Consider the following 13,919-nt stretch of genomic DNA (forward strand, 5'->3'; position numbering starts at 1 on the left):
TAAATATGTCTCAAATGAAAACAGGTTTAAAAATCTTGCTGTGCTTTTTTCTTTTGATTTCTTGTAGTGAAGAACAGATTGACGAAGGAGGAACAGGATCAGTAAAAGGAAGAGTAGTTGATGCCCGAAATTACGCGCCTATAGAAAATGCCCGTGTTTCCTCGAGTCCAACAAGCAGTACAGTATTCTCAGATAAAGACGGTTACTTTCTATTAGAAAATGTGCCCGTAGGAAAATATTCTTTTCAGGCGCAGAAAGATGGATTTATTGCCAGATTCCAGCCGGGTACAATTGAAAAGGATATTCCAATTCAAATTATTTTTGAATTAGAAGTATCAACAGCAAATAATAAACCACCAACAATTCCTGTTTTGACTGCACCAGCCAATAATGCAGTCGGACAAGCATTGAGTTTAGATTTGACATGGACAGCAACTGATGAAGAATCGGATCCGCTTACTTATACGGTGACGGTAAAAAATGGAACGACAGATGAAGTCAAAACCTATTCAGATCTAAAAGCAACTACATTAAATATTACAGGCTTAAAATACAGTACGAAATATTACTGGCAAGTTTCGGCAAATGACGGAATTAATAAACCGACAAATAGTGTTACAAATTCATTTACAACATTGGCATTTCCAAATCCACGCTATTTGTATGTGAAGAAAGTAAAAACAAATAATGTAATTTATACGGCTGATGAAGCAGGTAATGAATTACAATTGTCATCTGCGGAAGTAAACAGCTACAGACCAAGAAAAAATCTAAGTATTAATAAAATTGCTTACATAAGTTCTGATGGTTCAGCAAATCAGATATTCACTATGAATCCGGATGGAACTGGTGTCAGAAAAGTTACAAACGCAATACCTATTGCCGGTTTCAATATGGAACATGTAAATTATTGCTGGAGCACAAACGGAAGCCAGTTAATTTATCCAAGTTTTGATAAATTGTACCGTATCAATGCCGATGGTTCGGGATTAGTACAACTTTTTAAAACGCCAAATGGTAAATTTATATCAGAATGTGAATGGAGTCAGGATGGAACTCTAATTGTTTTAAAAGTAAATGATAGTTCAGGCTACAATGTTGAAATCTACGTGATAAAAACAAACGGTCAGGTACAGTATACAGTTCTATCAGGTGAACTAGGAGCTGCAAGTGGAGTTGATATTTCTATCGACAATAAAAAAATTGTTTACACGCGTGATATTTCTGGATTCGAAAATGCAAATTACAGACGATTGGATTCTAGAATATTTATTTACACAGTTGCGACAAATACATCGGCCGAATTAAACGCAGGAAAAGAAAATGGCTTTAATGATTTAGATGTGAAATTTTCACCAAATGAAGCTAAAGTCATATTTGTTAATACATCAAATGACGGTTTGTCTGCCAAAACAATTCAGACAGCAAATACAACTGGCGATGATGACGGAAGGGCAACTTTGTTTCAAAATGCGTCAATGCCGGATTGGAAATAATATAAATAAACCAAATTTTCATAACTAGTTAATTTCAAAAATTCGACAGTACTCAAAACTGTCGAATTTTTTATGAATCAAAATATTCGAATAAACGGAAGAATTAAAAAAACTGGTTATCTTTGCACCACATCAACACAAACTAATTTTCATGAGTTCAGATTCTAGCAAAAGATATGCACAAAGAGGTGTTTCGGCATCAAAAGAAGACGTACATAACGCTATAAAAAATATCGACAAAGGTTTATTTCCTCAGGCATTTTGCAAAATTGTTCCTGATTATTTAACTCAGGATTCAGAGCATTGCTTGATTATGCATGCTGACGGAGCTGGTACAAAATCGTCTTTGGCGTATATGTATTGGAAAGAAACCGGAGATCTTTCTGTCTGGAAAGGAATTGCTCAGGATGCTTTGATTATGAATATTGATGATTTATTATGTGTTGGAGCAACAGATAATATCCTTCTTTCATCAACAATTGGAAGAAATAAAAATTTAATTCCTGCTGAAGTGATCTCGGCAATCATAAATGGAACAGAAGAATTAATAAACGAATTAAAGTCTTTTGGCGTAACCATTCATTCAACAGGTGGAGAAACTGCTGATGTTGGAGATGTAGTTCGCACGATTATCGTAGATTCAACTGTTACAGCTCGTATGAAGCGTTCTGATGTTGTTGATAATGCTAATATAAAAGCTGGTGACGTAATTGTTGGTTTGGCTTCTTTTGGTCAGGCAAGTTATGAAAAAGGTTATAATGGCGGAATGGGAAGCAACGGATTAACTTCTGCCCGTCATGACGTTTTCGGAAAATATCTGGCTAAAAAATATCCTGAAAGTTATGATGCAGCTGTTCCTGAAGAATTAATCTATTCAGGTCAGGTAAATTTAACTGACGAAGTAGAAAATAGTCCAATCAATGCAGGGCAATTAGTGCTTTCTCCAACAAGAACTTACGCGCCAATTATCAAGAAAATTTTAGATAAATATACTCCTGCAGACGTTCATGGAATGGTACACTGTAGTGGAGGAGCACAAACAAAAATTCTTCATTTCGTAAAAGATTTACACGTAGTAAAAGACAATTTATTCCCGGTGCCGCCATTGTTCAAGTTAATTCAGGAACAATCAAAAACAGACTGGAAAGAAATGTATCAGGTATTTAACTGTGGTCATCGTATGGAAATTTATGTTCCGGAAAACATTGCACAAGATATTATTGAGATTTCAAAATCATTCAATGTTGATGCACAAATCGTAGGAAGAGTAGAAGCAGCAGATACTAAAAAGCTGACTATTACAAGCGAATACGGAACATTCGAATATTAAATTTTAGAGGTACAAAGGAACATAGGTTCAGAGATACAAAGTTTGTTTTTATATTAATAATCGTAGAGACGCACTGCAGTGCGTCTTTCGTCATCTTAGGCACGCTACCGTGCATTTCTACAATTTTTAAAATATTGATATTATGTACGAATTGCTTTTTTGGAGATATTTAGATGAAATTTACCTGAACAATCAGGAAGTTTATGAAGCTCTTCTTGAGAAAGAAGAAATAGAAGGACTTGCTATTCTTCCGGTTGACGTAATCATAAACCGAATTAATTCAGTATTTTCAAAATGGGAAAGAGTAGATGAAAACAGCTGGAAAAATAATGAAGGTAAAGGTGCTTTTCAAGTAATTACAACCACACAAAGTGTGAAAATTGATTGTTACGGCACCGAAGGAAAAACCATGAATCAGTTGGTTTCTGTAATGGAAGAATTCAAATGTCCGCTGTATGATCCACAAGTTCCGGAGCGTTATGATGAAATGAGTGAATAATTTCTTCAGATCTTTGTAAACTATATTATAAAATTAAGTCCCTATGGGACTTTTTTTATTTGAGAGATTTGTTTTTCTACCAATATTTTATTCCTAGTAGGGATAGGACATAAATAAATAGTATTTGATATACATTTTCTGCGCTAAATGATATCTCCGAGATATTACAAACTTGGTAGAAAGCATATCAATATTTTATTCTTGGCAGAGTATAGGGCAGAAATCAATATTATTTGATGTAAATTTTCGGTGCTAAATAATATCTCGTAGAGATTAAATATCGGTAGAAAAATGATTTTCGATTTTTATTTGTCCCGTAGGGACTTTATATTTATAGTCGAAAAATAATTTAAAGACCAAAATGAATTATGAATAAAACATCAAATTTCAATTTTACCGATACTATTATTTTAGAAGATGATTTCGTTTTGTTACGTCCACTTCAAGAATCAGATGTCGAAAATTTATTGGATATTTCAATTAATGAACCAGAAACCTGGAAATATTCTTTAGTTGGTGCAGACGGAAAAGAAAATTTGATCAATTATATCCAGCAGGCAATAAAAGCAAGAGAAAACGAAAAAGAATTTCCTTTCATAGTTTTCGATAAAAAATCTCAAAAATATGCTGGTTCAACACGTTTCTACGATATCAATCTTGAATTTAAAACATTGCAATTAGGTTATACTTGGTACGGTTCGGCATTTAGAGGAACTGGTTTGAACAAACACTGCAAGTTTTTATTACTTCAGTTTGCCTTCGAGACTTTAGGATTAGAAAGAGTAGAATTTCGTGCAGATAATAATAACGAACGAAGTATTGCAGCAATGAAAAGTATTGGCTGTAAAGTCGAAGGCGTTTTAAGAAGCAATATGCCTACAAGAGATAACAACTTGAGACGTGATTCAATAGTTTTAAGTATTCTTAAAGATGAATGGTTTGATGAGGTTAAAGAGAATTTAAAGCGCAAGCTTTACAATTAAATTTTAAACTATCATTGATTATACTATCCGTCTTTCAATATCAAATTTTGTCCTTTTCGAATTCTGATGATTAATTGATCAATATGGGTTTTAATTTTCTGGGGCAATAAATTCCAATTACTGTCTTTTTTAAAAGTTCTACAATCGTCCAGAACGCATTCAGTGGCGCGGATTACATATTTTTTGTTATTGTAAACTGTAATAATTTTTACGCGCCTAATCTCCTCGTCTTCAGTTTTTGTTCCGTAGACAATTATTGGATCTATAAATCCGTCGCCATCAATATCTTTTGTGCTGCAGTATTTTGTCCAGAACCAAATAGTTGTTTCTTTCGTGTTGTAATCTTCAATTAAATCGTTGATTTGCCATTTTTCGGATAAGTTACCGTCATCATTTATAAAGCAAATAGCTTTAATTTTTGTATTTATAGTATCTTTTTTAGAAATCACTTTTTGATTTTCGGTAAAAACTAAATCAAAAACACCAGCTTCATCCTTGTATTCTATTGCTTTGTAAATAGGAAAGTTTGTAACCTTGTCAAGTCTTTTTTGAATTATTTGTTCTATTGTTAATTTCTGGCTTTCAGTTTTTTGTGAAAAGACCACTATAGAATTCAATAGAATCAGCAGGAAGAATCTTTTTTTCATCAGATGTTTTATTTACGGTTATCAAAGATATCAAATCTCTTTATTCCATAAGTATATATTTGTAAGAATTTTATTCAATAAACACCAAGTAGCATGAATGATTTTGAGTAAAAAATAATAAATGGAAAAGGTAATCGTGTTTTGCAAAAACTTCACGAAATTTGCATTCTAAATTAAAGAAAGTATACCATGAAAATAAATCTAAAATCAGGAATTGATAAATTGCTTTTCGGAATGAAACAGAACGACGTTATAGCTGTTTTGGGAAAACCGGATAAAAATTACAAAGACGAAGATGACAATGTGATTTTTGTATATAATGAGCAAAAAATCAGATTGACTTTTTATGAAGAAGAAGATCTGAAATTTGGTTATGCAGTTGCGTCAAGTAATAATTTAGAAGTTTTCGGATATAAACTTATCGGAAGAAAAATTGCCGATGTAAAGAAAGATTTGGCAACAAAAGGAATCACAAAATACAATCAGGAAACTTTTGATACTTTCGAAAATTACTTCAACGAAGACAACTGGTTTATTCTTCAAACGGAATTTGATGAGGTTGTGAAATTTGAGATTGGAGCAATCATTAATGACAAAGATGAGTTTGACTGGAAATATCCTGTAAAAAAATAAAACATATAGTTTGTCAGGCTAAACAAAGTCTGACAAAAGAGAATAAAAAAAACCGACAATCACTTGTCGGTTTTTTTTATTTGTGTCATTAAAAGTTAATTATCCTTTTAACCATGCATTTTTAAGTTTTTCTTTTGAAGCGTCAGTAGCTTTAAAAGTCTCAGATTCATCATAAGGTAATTTTACAGTTCCTTTGATAGTTTCTTCTTTGCCTCCACGTTTAATTTTTACGGTAATAGGATCGTTTTCTTTCCAGTTTTCACTTTCTCCAATCAAATCATAAATATTTTCCAAAGAATACGGTTTATTATTAATTGCCAAAATGATATCACCACCTTTAATGTTTAGGTTTCTGAAGAAGCCATTTGGTTCAATATCAGAACGAACAGCAATTTCTTTCGTTTTTTTGTCAACTGTAATATAAGGAGTCTGACCTTTTAAGAAAACTGCTCCTGCTTTTTTCTCCAAAGCTTTCGTTACACCAACTTTAGCTAAATAAAAATCGTACGGAATTGGAGTAGTACCTGCAACATATTTATTCAAAAATTCGCCAACTTCCGGATATGTCAATTGAGTGATTTTAGCAAAAAGTTCGTTGTCGTTAAAAGGTTTATCTACACCGTACTCGTCTGATAATTTATGCATTAAATCAAGAATACCTCTTTCTCCATTGCTTTTTTCTCTGATAATGATATCGATGCACATTCCAATTAAAGCTCCTTTTTGATATACATTTAAGTATTGATCTTTATACGGTTGCTCTAACACATTTTTACTCATTACAGTAAACGACATGGTATCATCCAGACTTTTCGCTTGCTCAATTTTATCAGCAATACGAGTATAAAATTCGGCTTCATCAATTAAACCCTGATTGATTTGGAAAAGATTTGCGAAGTACTCCGTTACACCTTCATACATCCATAAATGCTCAGACATTTGTGGCGCATTATAATCAAAGTATTGAATTTCTTTTGAGTGAATAGTCAGAGGTGTTACAATATGAAAAAACTCATGAGAAACCACATCTTTCATTGATTCTACCAATTTTTCCTTTGACATTGATTCAGGTAATACTACAGTTGTTGCTGTAGGGTGCTCTAAAGCTCCAAAACCGTGAGCATCGTCTTTTGCTAAGCTTGATAGATATAGTAAAACCGTATATTTTTTAGTTGAATTTACTTTTCCTAAAAAGTTTTTCTGCGCCGTCATCATCGTTTTCATTTCCGGCGTGATGTTTTCTGCAGTAAATTTTCCTGTTGGAGAATAAACAGCAATCAAAATATCCATTCCGTTAACGTTGAATGTAGTGTAATCGGGTTTAGAATACATAATTGGATTTTCTACTAAAACGGCATAACGTGGCGTTGTAAAAACATCGCTTGTTTTGCTGTCGTCAGTATCTGTCATCGAAGTTGCGCCCCAAAGTGTTTCAGGATGTGTAATTGTCACTTTGTACGGAACATCTAGTTTGTCCTGAAAATAACCTACAAAACCATGTGTATTAACCATGAAGTTAATTCCTGCATTGATATTGGTTCCTGCCGGTGAGAAAACGTCGTCGTTACCAAAACCGGTACCTTTTTCAGTATCGAAAGTATCTCCAACTAAATATGAAATGCTTTTTAAGGTTTTTGCATTCGAAATAGACCAAGAATTATCGTCGATTCTTTTTACTGTCAAAGGATTTCCTTTGGCATCAAATGCTCTAAAATTATCAGAATATTTACCGTAGTTATCCGTTGAATAAGTTCCAGGAACCGTTTTAGGAATACTATAAATAATTTCATCAGTTTTTATTTGTGGAGGAGTCACAGTAACGAGAACCTTATCGTCTTTAACATCAACAAGATTAATGTTTACATCTACAATATTACTTTTTGCAGAACCAGCGGTACTACCCGTTTTACAGCTCCATAGCGAAACGGCAAGTGCCAGGGTATAAATTAGTTTTTTCATTTCAGTATGTTTAGTTATGACTATTTGACTTAAAAATTACAAAAAAGTTACATATTGTTAAAAATAAAAAAAAACTCCTGAAATTCAGGAGTTCTATTTTAGTCTAATTTGTTTTTAATGTAATACTTCCCATCCAAATCTTCGTCAAAATCATCTATTTTAACTGGTTTTGGTTTTGGTTTATTTGCAATTGCCTTTTTTTTCCACATCTCAAATTTTTCTAGAGGCATTTTCTTCTTCATGATTTCCAGAACTTCTTTTTCTGCTAATCCAAATTCTTTTTTTATAATTTCAAATGGATTCTTTTCTTCTAAAGCTAGTGAAACAAGTCTTTCTGTTTGTTCCCAATTCAATTCTTTGCGGCTACTCTTTTTCATCTCGTGAAAATTAATTCAAAATAGAGGTTAATGATTAATAGATTGATTTTCATTTTATATATCAATATTAATAAAAAAAATAATTAGTTGGTTCGCTCAGCTATACTTTTTTTATTGATTTTAACTGTTTTTTATCGATCTTGATTTTTGAAATGGAATTTGCAATAAATTTCTCAATTTGTTGTTTTCATTGGGCGTCATATGGGTATCAACTCCATAGATCAGATCTTCTTTTGGGAGTGTGGTAAAGGTTTTGAAAAGTCGGTCCCATATCGAAAAAATATTTCCATAATTACTATCTGTATAAGGTAACATATAATGATGATGAACCTTATGCATATTTGGAGAAACAATAAAGTAACTGAGGAAGTGGTCAAGCTTTCGCGGAAGCGATATATTGGCATGATTAAATTGAGAAGCTACAACAGATAATGACTGATAAAGAAAGACCATCCACATTGGACTTCCGACAATCAAAACGCCTAATGTTGTAAATATAAATCGTATTACACTTTCGCCCGGATGATGTCTGTTTGCAGTTGTAGTATCAATCCAGGTGTCTGTATGATGAATAAGATGAAACCGCCATAGAAATTTTATCTTATGCTGAACAAAATGGGCTAGATATGCCCCGATTAAATCCAGTAAAAGCAAGCCAATTATGGTATAAGCCCAAAGTGGAATTTCAGGCAGCCATTGCAGAATTCCAAAATGATTTTCAGTTGTCCAGGCAGCAGTTTTAATCAGAATAAAAGCCAAAACAAAATTGACAATAATCGTGGTAATTGTAAAAAAGATATTTATTCCTGCATGATGCCACTTTTTGTACTGCATTTGAAAAAGAGGAAACGTATTTTCAATCAACCAAAAAATTGTTATTCCTCCAATCAAAATTAAACTTCGATGCGAGGAAGGAATTGTGCTGAAATAAGCGATAATTTCATTCATGATTTACTAATGTATTTTTTCAAATGTAATAAAATTGATGAAATAATAACAGTAGTATTGAGAAATATAAAATTTTAACCTAGTATTGGTGTTTATTGTTTAATATGTGAAAAGTTGAAGATAAAAAAAGAGAAAAAAGATCAATAAGACTTCTTTTTTCTCTTTATAAGATATTAGGTTAACTAATTTATTTTGATGCTTTTGGTTTAAGCTTTTTTAATGAGACTTATAATGAAGAGTAAAACCCAGGCGCCACCAACGGCAATTAAAATTTGCCAAAGAAGCCCGCCTCCGCCAATGCCAAATTTCCCGGCAATCCAGCCGCCAATAATACCACCAATAATTCCAACGATAATATTACCAATTAAACCAAATCCGGCACCTTTCCATATTTGACCTGCCAGCCAACCGGAAATTGCTCCTATAAGTAAGAAATATAAAAATTCCATATCCTGTTTTTTTTAGAATTATGCTTCAGTTTGATTTTGCAGTAAATTTTTATAGATAAATCCGGCGACAATTGCACCTAAAATTGGAGCGACCCAAAACAGCCAAACCTGCGATAATGGTTCTCCACCAACAAAAATAGCCTGAGATAAAGATCTTGCAGGATTTACAGAAGTATTAGTAATAGGAATACTAATTAGGTGAATTAATGTTAAAGCTAAACCAATTGCAATACCGGCAAATCTTCCGTTTGCAAATTTGTCTGTTGCTCCTAAAATTACCAATAAGAAAAACAGAGTCAGAACAAACTCAGCAATAAATGCAGATTGTAATGAATATCCATCAGGTGAAAATGCTCCAAAACCGTTTGAAGCAAATGCTCCGGCTTTAGTGTTGTCTATTACAAAACCAGCTTTTCCTGATGCAATTGTGTACAGCGTTCCTGCAGCTGCAGCAGCTCCAATACATTGCGCAATAATGTAAGGAATTAGGTCTTTGGCAGAGAATCTTCCGCCGGCCCATAATCCAAAAGAAACTGCAGGATTAAAATGCCCTCCGGAAATGTGACCAACTGCATATGCCATTGTTAAAACAGTTAAACCAAATGCTAGTGCTACTCCAGCGAAACCAATTCCTAAATCGGGAATTCCGGCGGCAAAAATAGCACTTCCGCAACCTCCAAAAACTAACCAAAAAGTTCCAAAAAACTCTGCAAATAATTTTTTCATAATTAAGTGATTTTTAAATTAATAGATTCGATTGTTAAAGGGTATATTGGTATGCCCAAAAAACCAAAATAATTTGTAAGGGCAAACGTACAAATAAAATCCATTTAGGTAAATTAAAACTTGCTTTTTTATTTTGATACATATATAGATTTGCAGGAAACACAGCTATTAACAAAGCTATAATTGCCCATGCAGCAAAAATTTTTGTAAAAGGAAGTAATAGAAGAATACCAAATATAATTTCGGCAGCTCCACTTAAGTTATTTATTAATTTGGGGTTTTTAAAAATAGGAGGAATGATCTTGATGTACATTCCGGGTTTTCTGAAATGATTAATTCCGGCAACTATATATAAAAAAGCCATTAAATATAAATGCCAGGATTGTTTCATGATATCTTCTTGTATATCACGAATTTATAAAAAAATTAACAATTATTGCATTACAAGGCACTTTTTTTTAGGCCTCTTTAAAATTGTTTATTTTTTAGGTTTAAAATTTACATTCATAATAACAATGGCAAGAATGATTAAGAAGATCCCAACCCATTGAAGAAAAATTACTTTTTCATTCAAAAGTACGAAAGCCATCGTCACAGAAACAGGAAGTTCAAGCGCTGAAACAATACTTCCTAAGCCAATTCCAGTCAAAGGAAAACCGGCATTCATAAGCATTGGTGGAATTATTGTTCCAAAAAGAGACAAAACGATTCCCCATTTCATGAAAATTTCCAGATTAAAAGGGGTAACCTGAGTAAAAAAGGCAAATGAAAATACAATTACAGCTCCGCCAAGAAGCATGAATAGACTTCTCTGTGCTGACGAAATTTCGGTTGCAACTCGATTTGCAGTAAACATTGTAGTAGTAAAAGAGGCGGCAGCACAAAATCCCCAAAGAATACCTCTCCAGTCCAATTTAAAATCGGCATGAATTAAATTTGTTGCCAAAGCAGTTCCAATAAGAACAATGAAAACAGCAATAACTTTTTGTTTTGAAGGTAATTTTTTTTCTAAAATCATTTCCAGCAAAACCCCCATCCAGACCGTTTGCATTAACAAAACAATTCCAATTGAAACAGGGATATATTTTACAGCCAGATAGTAAAATAAGCTTGTCATTCCTAATGAAGTTCCGGCAAGCATCAAACTAAAGATGTTTTTTGGTGTCGCTTTAACAACCTTATTTTTGTTCTTTACTCTCTGGAATGTATTGATTATTAAAATCCCTATGATTCCTAAAACAAATTGTGAAGTTGTTACTTCTGCAGTTGTATATCCTTCGCTGTAGGCCATTTTTACAAAAGTGGCTAACATTCCGAAAGTTGTAGCTCCTAAAGCAACTAAAAAGACTCCTTTTAATACATTGTTTTGTGACATCTGAAATTCCTGTTTTAAAAAATTAGGCCGGCAAAGGTACGCTATTTTGTTCGAGATTTAGTAGAAAATAGTTTTAAACGTTGGTATTTGTGTAGTTTTTAGGTTGAATTTTATTTTTAAATTACATATTTATCAGAAAATGAGATGTTGTAGGAAACAAAAAGAGCCATCAAAAACAGTTGTTTTGATGGCTCTTTTTTATAATCTTTCAGAACAATTATTTTACTGGCTGATTGGTATAAGTTTCAATTTCGAAAATTAAAGTCGCGTTTGGCGGAATAACACCTCCTGCACCTTTTTCTCCATAAGCTAAATTTGATGGAATAAAGAAAATCGCTTTTTCTCCGTCTGTCATCATATCAAGAGCTTCAAGAAAACCAGGAATCATTCCGTCTTTTTTACCAACTGTGAAAGGAAAAGCTTTGTAACCGCCTTGTGCATCTCTGTTGGCATCGTATTTATCGTAAGCTCTTGCTACTGTAGCCATGCTGCTGTCAAAAAGATTTCCATTTTCAAAATATCCTGCATAGTGAAAGTAAATTGTAGAACCTTCAGCGCCTTTTACACCACTTCCTTTTTGTGTAATAACATATTTAAGGCCAGATGCTGTTGCTGTCGCTTTTGCTTTTGTTGCTGCAAAATAAGCTGCTTTTTCAGTAACTACTTTTTGACTAGCCAGTTTTTTTGCTTCTGCATTTTTAGCGTCATCTGCCAATACTTTTACAGCATCAAATTTTTTAGCTGCGGCACCTTTGCGTGTAATAGTGATTTTTGTCATAATATCATCCTGAACAATTTTGTTTACATTGTCCATTCCTGAAACTACATGACCAAAAATAGTGTGTTTTCCGTTTAACCAAGGAGTATCTTTGTGTGTAATGAAAAACTGACTTCCATTAGTAGCCGGACCAGAATTTGCCATTGCAAGAATTCCTCCTTTATCAAATTTCAATTCTTCAGTAAATTCATCTTTAAATGAATATCCCGGACCACCTGAGCCGTTTCCGTCAGGATCTCCACCCTGAATCATAAAGTCAGCAATTACACGGTGAAATTTTAAACCATCATAAAATGGTTTTCCTTTTAGTTTTTCAACCTTAACATTAGGATTGTTACCTTCTGCCAATGAAATGAAATTGGCTACAGTTACAGGTGCCTTTACGTACTCTAAAGTAACAACAATATCACCTTTAGTAGTTGAAATAGTTGCAAAAATACCATCGTTTGGATCTGTAGGAACAGCTGTTTTTGCTGTAGTAGATTTTGCTACAGTTGTTTTTGCCGGAGCAGCTTTTGATTTCGCTGCTGGTTTTTTTGTTGTTTGTGCCTGTAGATTTACAACAGCCAGACAAAATAATAATAGAAATTTAAATTTCATTTTGTTTCGGATTTGAGTCTATGAAATAATGAGTTATTCTGGTTTTTCTAATAATTGAATTTCGAAAATAATATTAGCATTTGGCGGAATAACTCCTCCTGCACCGGTTGCACCGTAAGCTAAATGAGACGGAATAAAGATTACAGCTTTATCTCCAAAAGAAAGTTGTTCGATTCCTTCAATAAATCCTGGGATTAAACCATCTTTTTTTCCTGCCTGAAAAGGAATTGGTTGATAACCATGTTGTTCATCTCTCGTTGCATCGTATTTTCCAAATGCTTTATTCACATCGGCGATACTTGAATCAAATAATGTTCCATCTTCAAGAAAACCTGCATAATGAATATAAATTTGAGTTCCAATAGCTGGCTTTTTGCCATTTCCTTTTTCAGTAATAACATATTCTAAACCAGAATTTGTTTTAGTTGCTTTTGCTTTTAAGGCAGCATAATATTCTACTTTTTCTTTTTGCGCTCCAGAATATTTGCTTTTTTCTTTTTCAATTTGTGAAAAATAATCGTGAAATACTTTTACAGCGTCAAATTTTTTGGCAGCTTCACCATTTCTGATAATCGTTACAGAAACAATTTTATCATCTTGTTTGATCTGATTAACAACTTCTTGTCCTTTCTCTACAACATGTCCAAAAATAGTGTGTTTACCTTCTAACCAAGGAGTTTCTACATGAGTAATAAAAAATTGACTGCTGTTTGTTCCTGGTCCGTTGTTAGCCATTGCCAATACACCCGCTTTGTCAAATTTTAAATCTGTAATTTCATCTTTGAATTTATAACCTGTATCGCCAGAACCTGTTCCTTCAGGATCTCCAGTCTGAATCATGAAATTTTCAATAACCCTGTGAAATTTTAATCCGTCAAAAAAAGGCTTCTTTTTTAGATAATCTTTAGTAACAAACTCATTTTTACCTTCAGCCAGCGTTACAAAATTGGCAACAGTAACAGGTGCTTTTGTATAATCCAATTCAACAATTATGTGTCCTTTGTTTGTTTCAATATCGGCGTATAAACCATCAGGCAAGTTGCTGTGTTCATCTTTACACGAATAAAATGAGGTTACGGCTAATAGTAATAATAAAATACTCTTTTTCATTTCTAAAAT

General features: G+C 33.1%; 15 protein-coding genes. 5 read left to right on the forward strand and 10 right to left on the reverse strand.

Going from position 1 to position 13,919, the window contains the following annotated elements; all coding sequences use genetic code 11:
* Window positions 1-14 precede the first annotated feature (14 nt).
* The 4 genes from BD847_RS01335 (at window position 15) to BD847_RS01350 (ending at window position 4,308) form a co-directional block, all read left to right on the forward strand.
* Entirely contained in the window at window positions 15-1,496 is a 1,482-nt protein-coding gene (locus BD847_RS01335) for a carboxypeptidase regulatory-like domain-containing protein (protein ID WP_115887311.1), read from the forward strand.
* Between the two features lie 151 nt (window positions 1,497-1,647).
* On the forward strand, window positions 1,648-2,826 hold the full coding sequence (locus BD847_RS01340; RefSeq protein ID WP_115886470.1) for an AIR synthase related protein: 1,179 nt from the start codon (window positions 1,648-1,650) through the stop codon (window positions 2,824-2,826).
* Window positions 2,827-2,968: 142 nt separating this feature from the next.
* On the forward strand, window positions 2,969-3,325 hold the full coding sequence (locus BD847_RS01345; protein ID WP_115886471.1) for a hypothetical protein: 357 nt from the start codon (window positions 2,969-2,971) through the stop codon (window positions 3,323-3,325).
* A 368-nt stretch (window positions 3,326-3,693) separates the two neighbouring features.
* Entirely contained in the window at window positions 3,694-4,308 is a 615-nt protein-coding gene (locus BD847_RS01350) for a GNAT family N-acetyltransferase (protein WP_115886472.1), read from the forward strand.
* Window positions 4,309-4,331: 23 nt separating this feature from the next.
* Here the strand turns inward: BD847_RS01350 and BD847_RS01355 are convergent, their stop codons facing one another.
* Window positions 4,332-4,955 (reverse strand): M949_RS01915 family surface polysaccharide biosynthesis protein, encoded by a 624-nt coding sequence (locus BD847_RS01355; RefSeq protein WP_115886473.1) that lies wholly within the window; start codon window positions 4,953-4,955, stop codon window positions 4,332-4,334.
* 189 nt (window positions 4,956-5,144) lie between these two features.
* Between BD847_RS01355 and BD847_RS01360 the strand changes: the two genes are divergently transcribed.
* On the forward strand, window positions 5,145-5,588 hold the full coding sequence (locus tag BD847_RS01360; protein ID WP_115886474.1) for a hypothetical protein: 444 nt from the start codon (window positions 5,145-5,147) through the stop codon (window positions 5,586-5,588).
* 99 nt (window positions 5,589-5,687) lie between these two features.
* Here the strand turns inward: BD847_RS01360 and BD847_RS01365 are convergent, their stop codons facing one another.
* The 9 genes from BD847_RS01365 to BD847_RS01405 form a co-directional block, all read right to left on the reverse strand.
* A complete protein-coding gene (locus BD847_RS01365) occupies window positions 5,688-7,547 on the reverse strand; it encodes a M61 family metallopeptidase (RefSeq protein ID WP_115886475.1) in 1,860 nt (619 codons plus the stop codon).
* 98 nt (window positions 7,548-7,645) lie between these two features.
* On the reverse strand, window positions 7,646-7,924 hold the full coding sequence (locus tag BD847_RS01370) for a DUF2805 domain-containing protein (protein WP_115886476.1): 279 nt from the start codon (window positions 7,922-7,924) through the stop codon (window positions 7,646-7,648).
* 120 nt (window positions 7,925-8,044) lie between these two features.
* A complete protein-coding gene (locus BD847_RS01375) occupies window positions 8,045-8,872 on the reverse strand; it encodes a sterol desaturase family protein (RefSeq protein WP_115886477.1) in 828 nt (275 codons plus the stop codon).
* Between the two features lie 206 nt (window positions 8,873-9,078).
* A complete protein-coding gene (locus BD847_RS01380) occupies window positions 9,079-9,321 on the reverse strand; it encodes a GlsB/YeaQ/YmgE family stress response membrane protein (protein WP_115886478.1) in 243 nt (80 codons plus the stop codon).
* 18 nt (window positions 9,322-9,339) lie between these two features.
* Window positions 9,340-10,047, reverse strand: a complete 708-nt coding sequence (gene aqpZ / locus BD847_RS01385; RefSeq protein ID WP_115886479.1) for an aquaporin Z — start codon at window positions 10,045-10,047, stop codon at window positions 9,340-9,342.
* 34 nt (window positions 10,048-10,081) lie between these two features.
* On the reverse strand, window positions 10,082-10,438 hold the full coding sequence (locus BD847_RS01390) for a DoxX family protein (RefSeq protein ID WP_115886480.1): 357 nt from the start codon (window positions 10,436-10,438) through the stop codon (window positions 10,082-10,084).
* A gap of 87 nt (window positions 10,439-10,525) precedes the next feature.
* Window positions 10,526-11,422, reverse strand: coding sequence for an EamA family transporter (locus tag BD847_RS01395; RefSeq protein ID WP_115886481.1), 897 nt, complete (start codon window positions 11,420-11,422; stop codon window positions 10,526-10,528).
* Between the two features lie 217 nt (window positions 11,423-11,639).
* Complete coding sequence (locus BD847_RS01400; RefSeq protein WP_115886482.1) at window positions 11,640-12,800, reverse strand: peptidylprolyl isomerase; 1,161 nt, start codon at window positions 12,798-12,800, stop codon at window positions 11,640-11,642.
* A gap of 33 nt (window positions 12,801-12,833) precedes the next feature.
* Entirely contained in the window at window positions 12,834-13,910 is a 1,077-nt protein-coding gene (locus BD847_RS01405) for a peptidylprolyl isomerase (protein ID WP_115886483.1), read from the reverse strand.
* Window positions 13,911-13,919 lie beyond the last annotated feature (9 nt).

It is taken from the genome of Flavobacterium cutihirudinis (genome assembly GCF_003385895.1).
Lineage (GTDB): Bacteria > Bacteroidota > Bacteroidia > Flavobacteriales > Flavobacteriaceae > Flavobacterium > Flavobacterium cutihirudinis.

Coding starts and splice junctions, on each gene's coding strand:
- BD847_RS01335 (WP_115887311.1), top strand. CDS start 15: ATGAAAACAGGTTTAAAAATCTTGCTGTGCTTTTTTCTTTTGATTTCT.
- BD847_RS01340 (WP_115886470.1), top strand. CDS start 1,648: ATGAGTTCAGATTCTAGCAAAAGATATGCACAAAGAGGTGTTTCGGCA.
- BD847_RS01345 (WP_115886471.1), top strand. CDS start 2,969: ATGTACGAATTGCTTTTTTGGAGATATTTAGATGAAATTTACCTGAAC.
- BD847_RS01350 (WP_115886472.1), top strand. CDS start 3,694: ATGAATAAAACATCAAATTTCAATTTTACCGATACTATTATTTTAGAA.
- BD847_RS01355 (WP_115886473.1), bottom strand. CDS start 4,955: ATGAAAAAAAGATTCTTCCTGCTGATTCTATTGAATTCTATAGTGGTC.
- BD847_RS01360 (WP_115886474.1), top strand. CDS start 5,145: ATGAAAATAAATCTAAAATCAGGAATTGATAAATTGCTTTTCGGAATG.
- BD847_RS01365 (WP_115886475.1), bottom strand. CDS start 7,547: ATGAAAAAACTAATTTATACCCTGGCACTTGCCGTTTCGCTATGGAGC.
- BD847_RS01370 (WP_115886476.1), bottom strand. CDS start 7,924: ATGAAAAAGAGTAGCCGCAAAGAATTGAATTGGGAACAAACAGAAAGA.
- BD847_RS01375 (WP_115886477.1), bottom strand. CDS start 8,872: ATGAATGAAATTATCGCTTATTTCAGCACAATTCCTTCCTCGCATCGA.
- BD847_RS01380 (WP_115886478.1), bottom strand. CDS start 9,321: ATGGAATTTTTATATTTCTTACTTATAGGAGCAATTTCCGGTTGGCTG.
- aqpZ (WP_115886479.1), bottom strand. CDS start 10,047: ATGAAAAAATTATTTGCAGAGTTTTTTGGAACTTTTTGGTTAGTTTTT.
- BD847_RS01390 (WP_115886480.1), bottom strand. CDS start 10,438: ATGAAACAATCCTGGCATTTATATTTAATGGCTTTTTTATATATAGTT.
- BD847_RS01395 (WP_115886481.1), bottom strand. CDS start 11,422: ATGTCACAAAACAATGTATTAAAAGGAGTCTTTTTAGTTGCTTTAGGA.
- BD847_RS01400 (WP_115886482.1), bottom strand. CDS start 12,800: ATGAAATTTAAATTTCTATTATTATTTTGTCTGGCTGTTGTAAATCTA.
- BD847_RS01405 (WP_115886483.1), bottom strand. CDS start 13,910: ATGAAAAAGAGTATTTTATTATTACTATTAGCCGTAACCTCATTTTAT.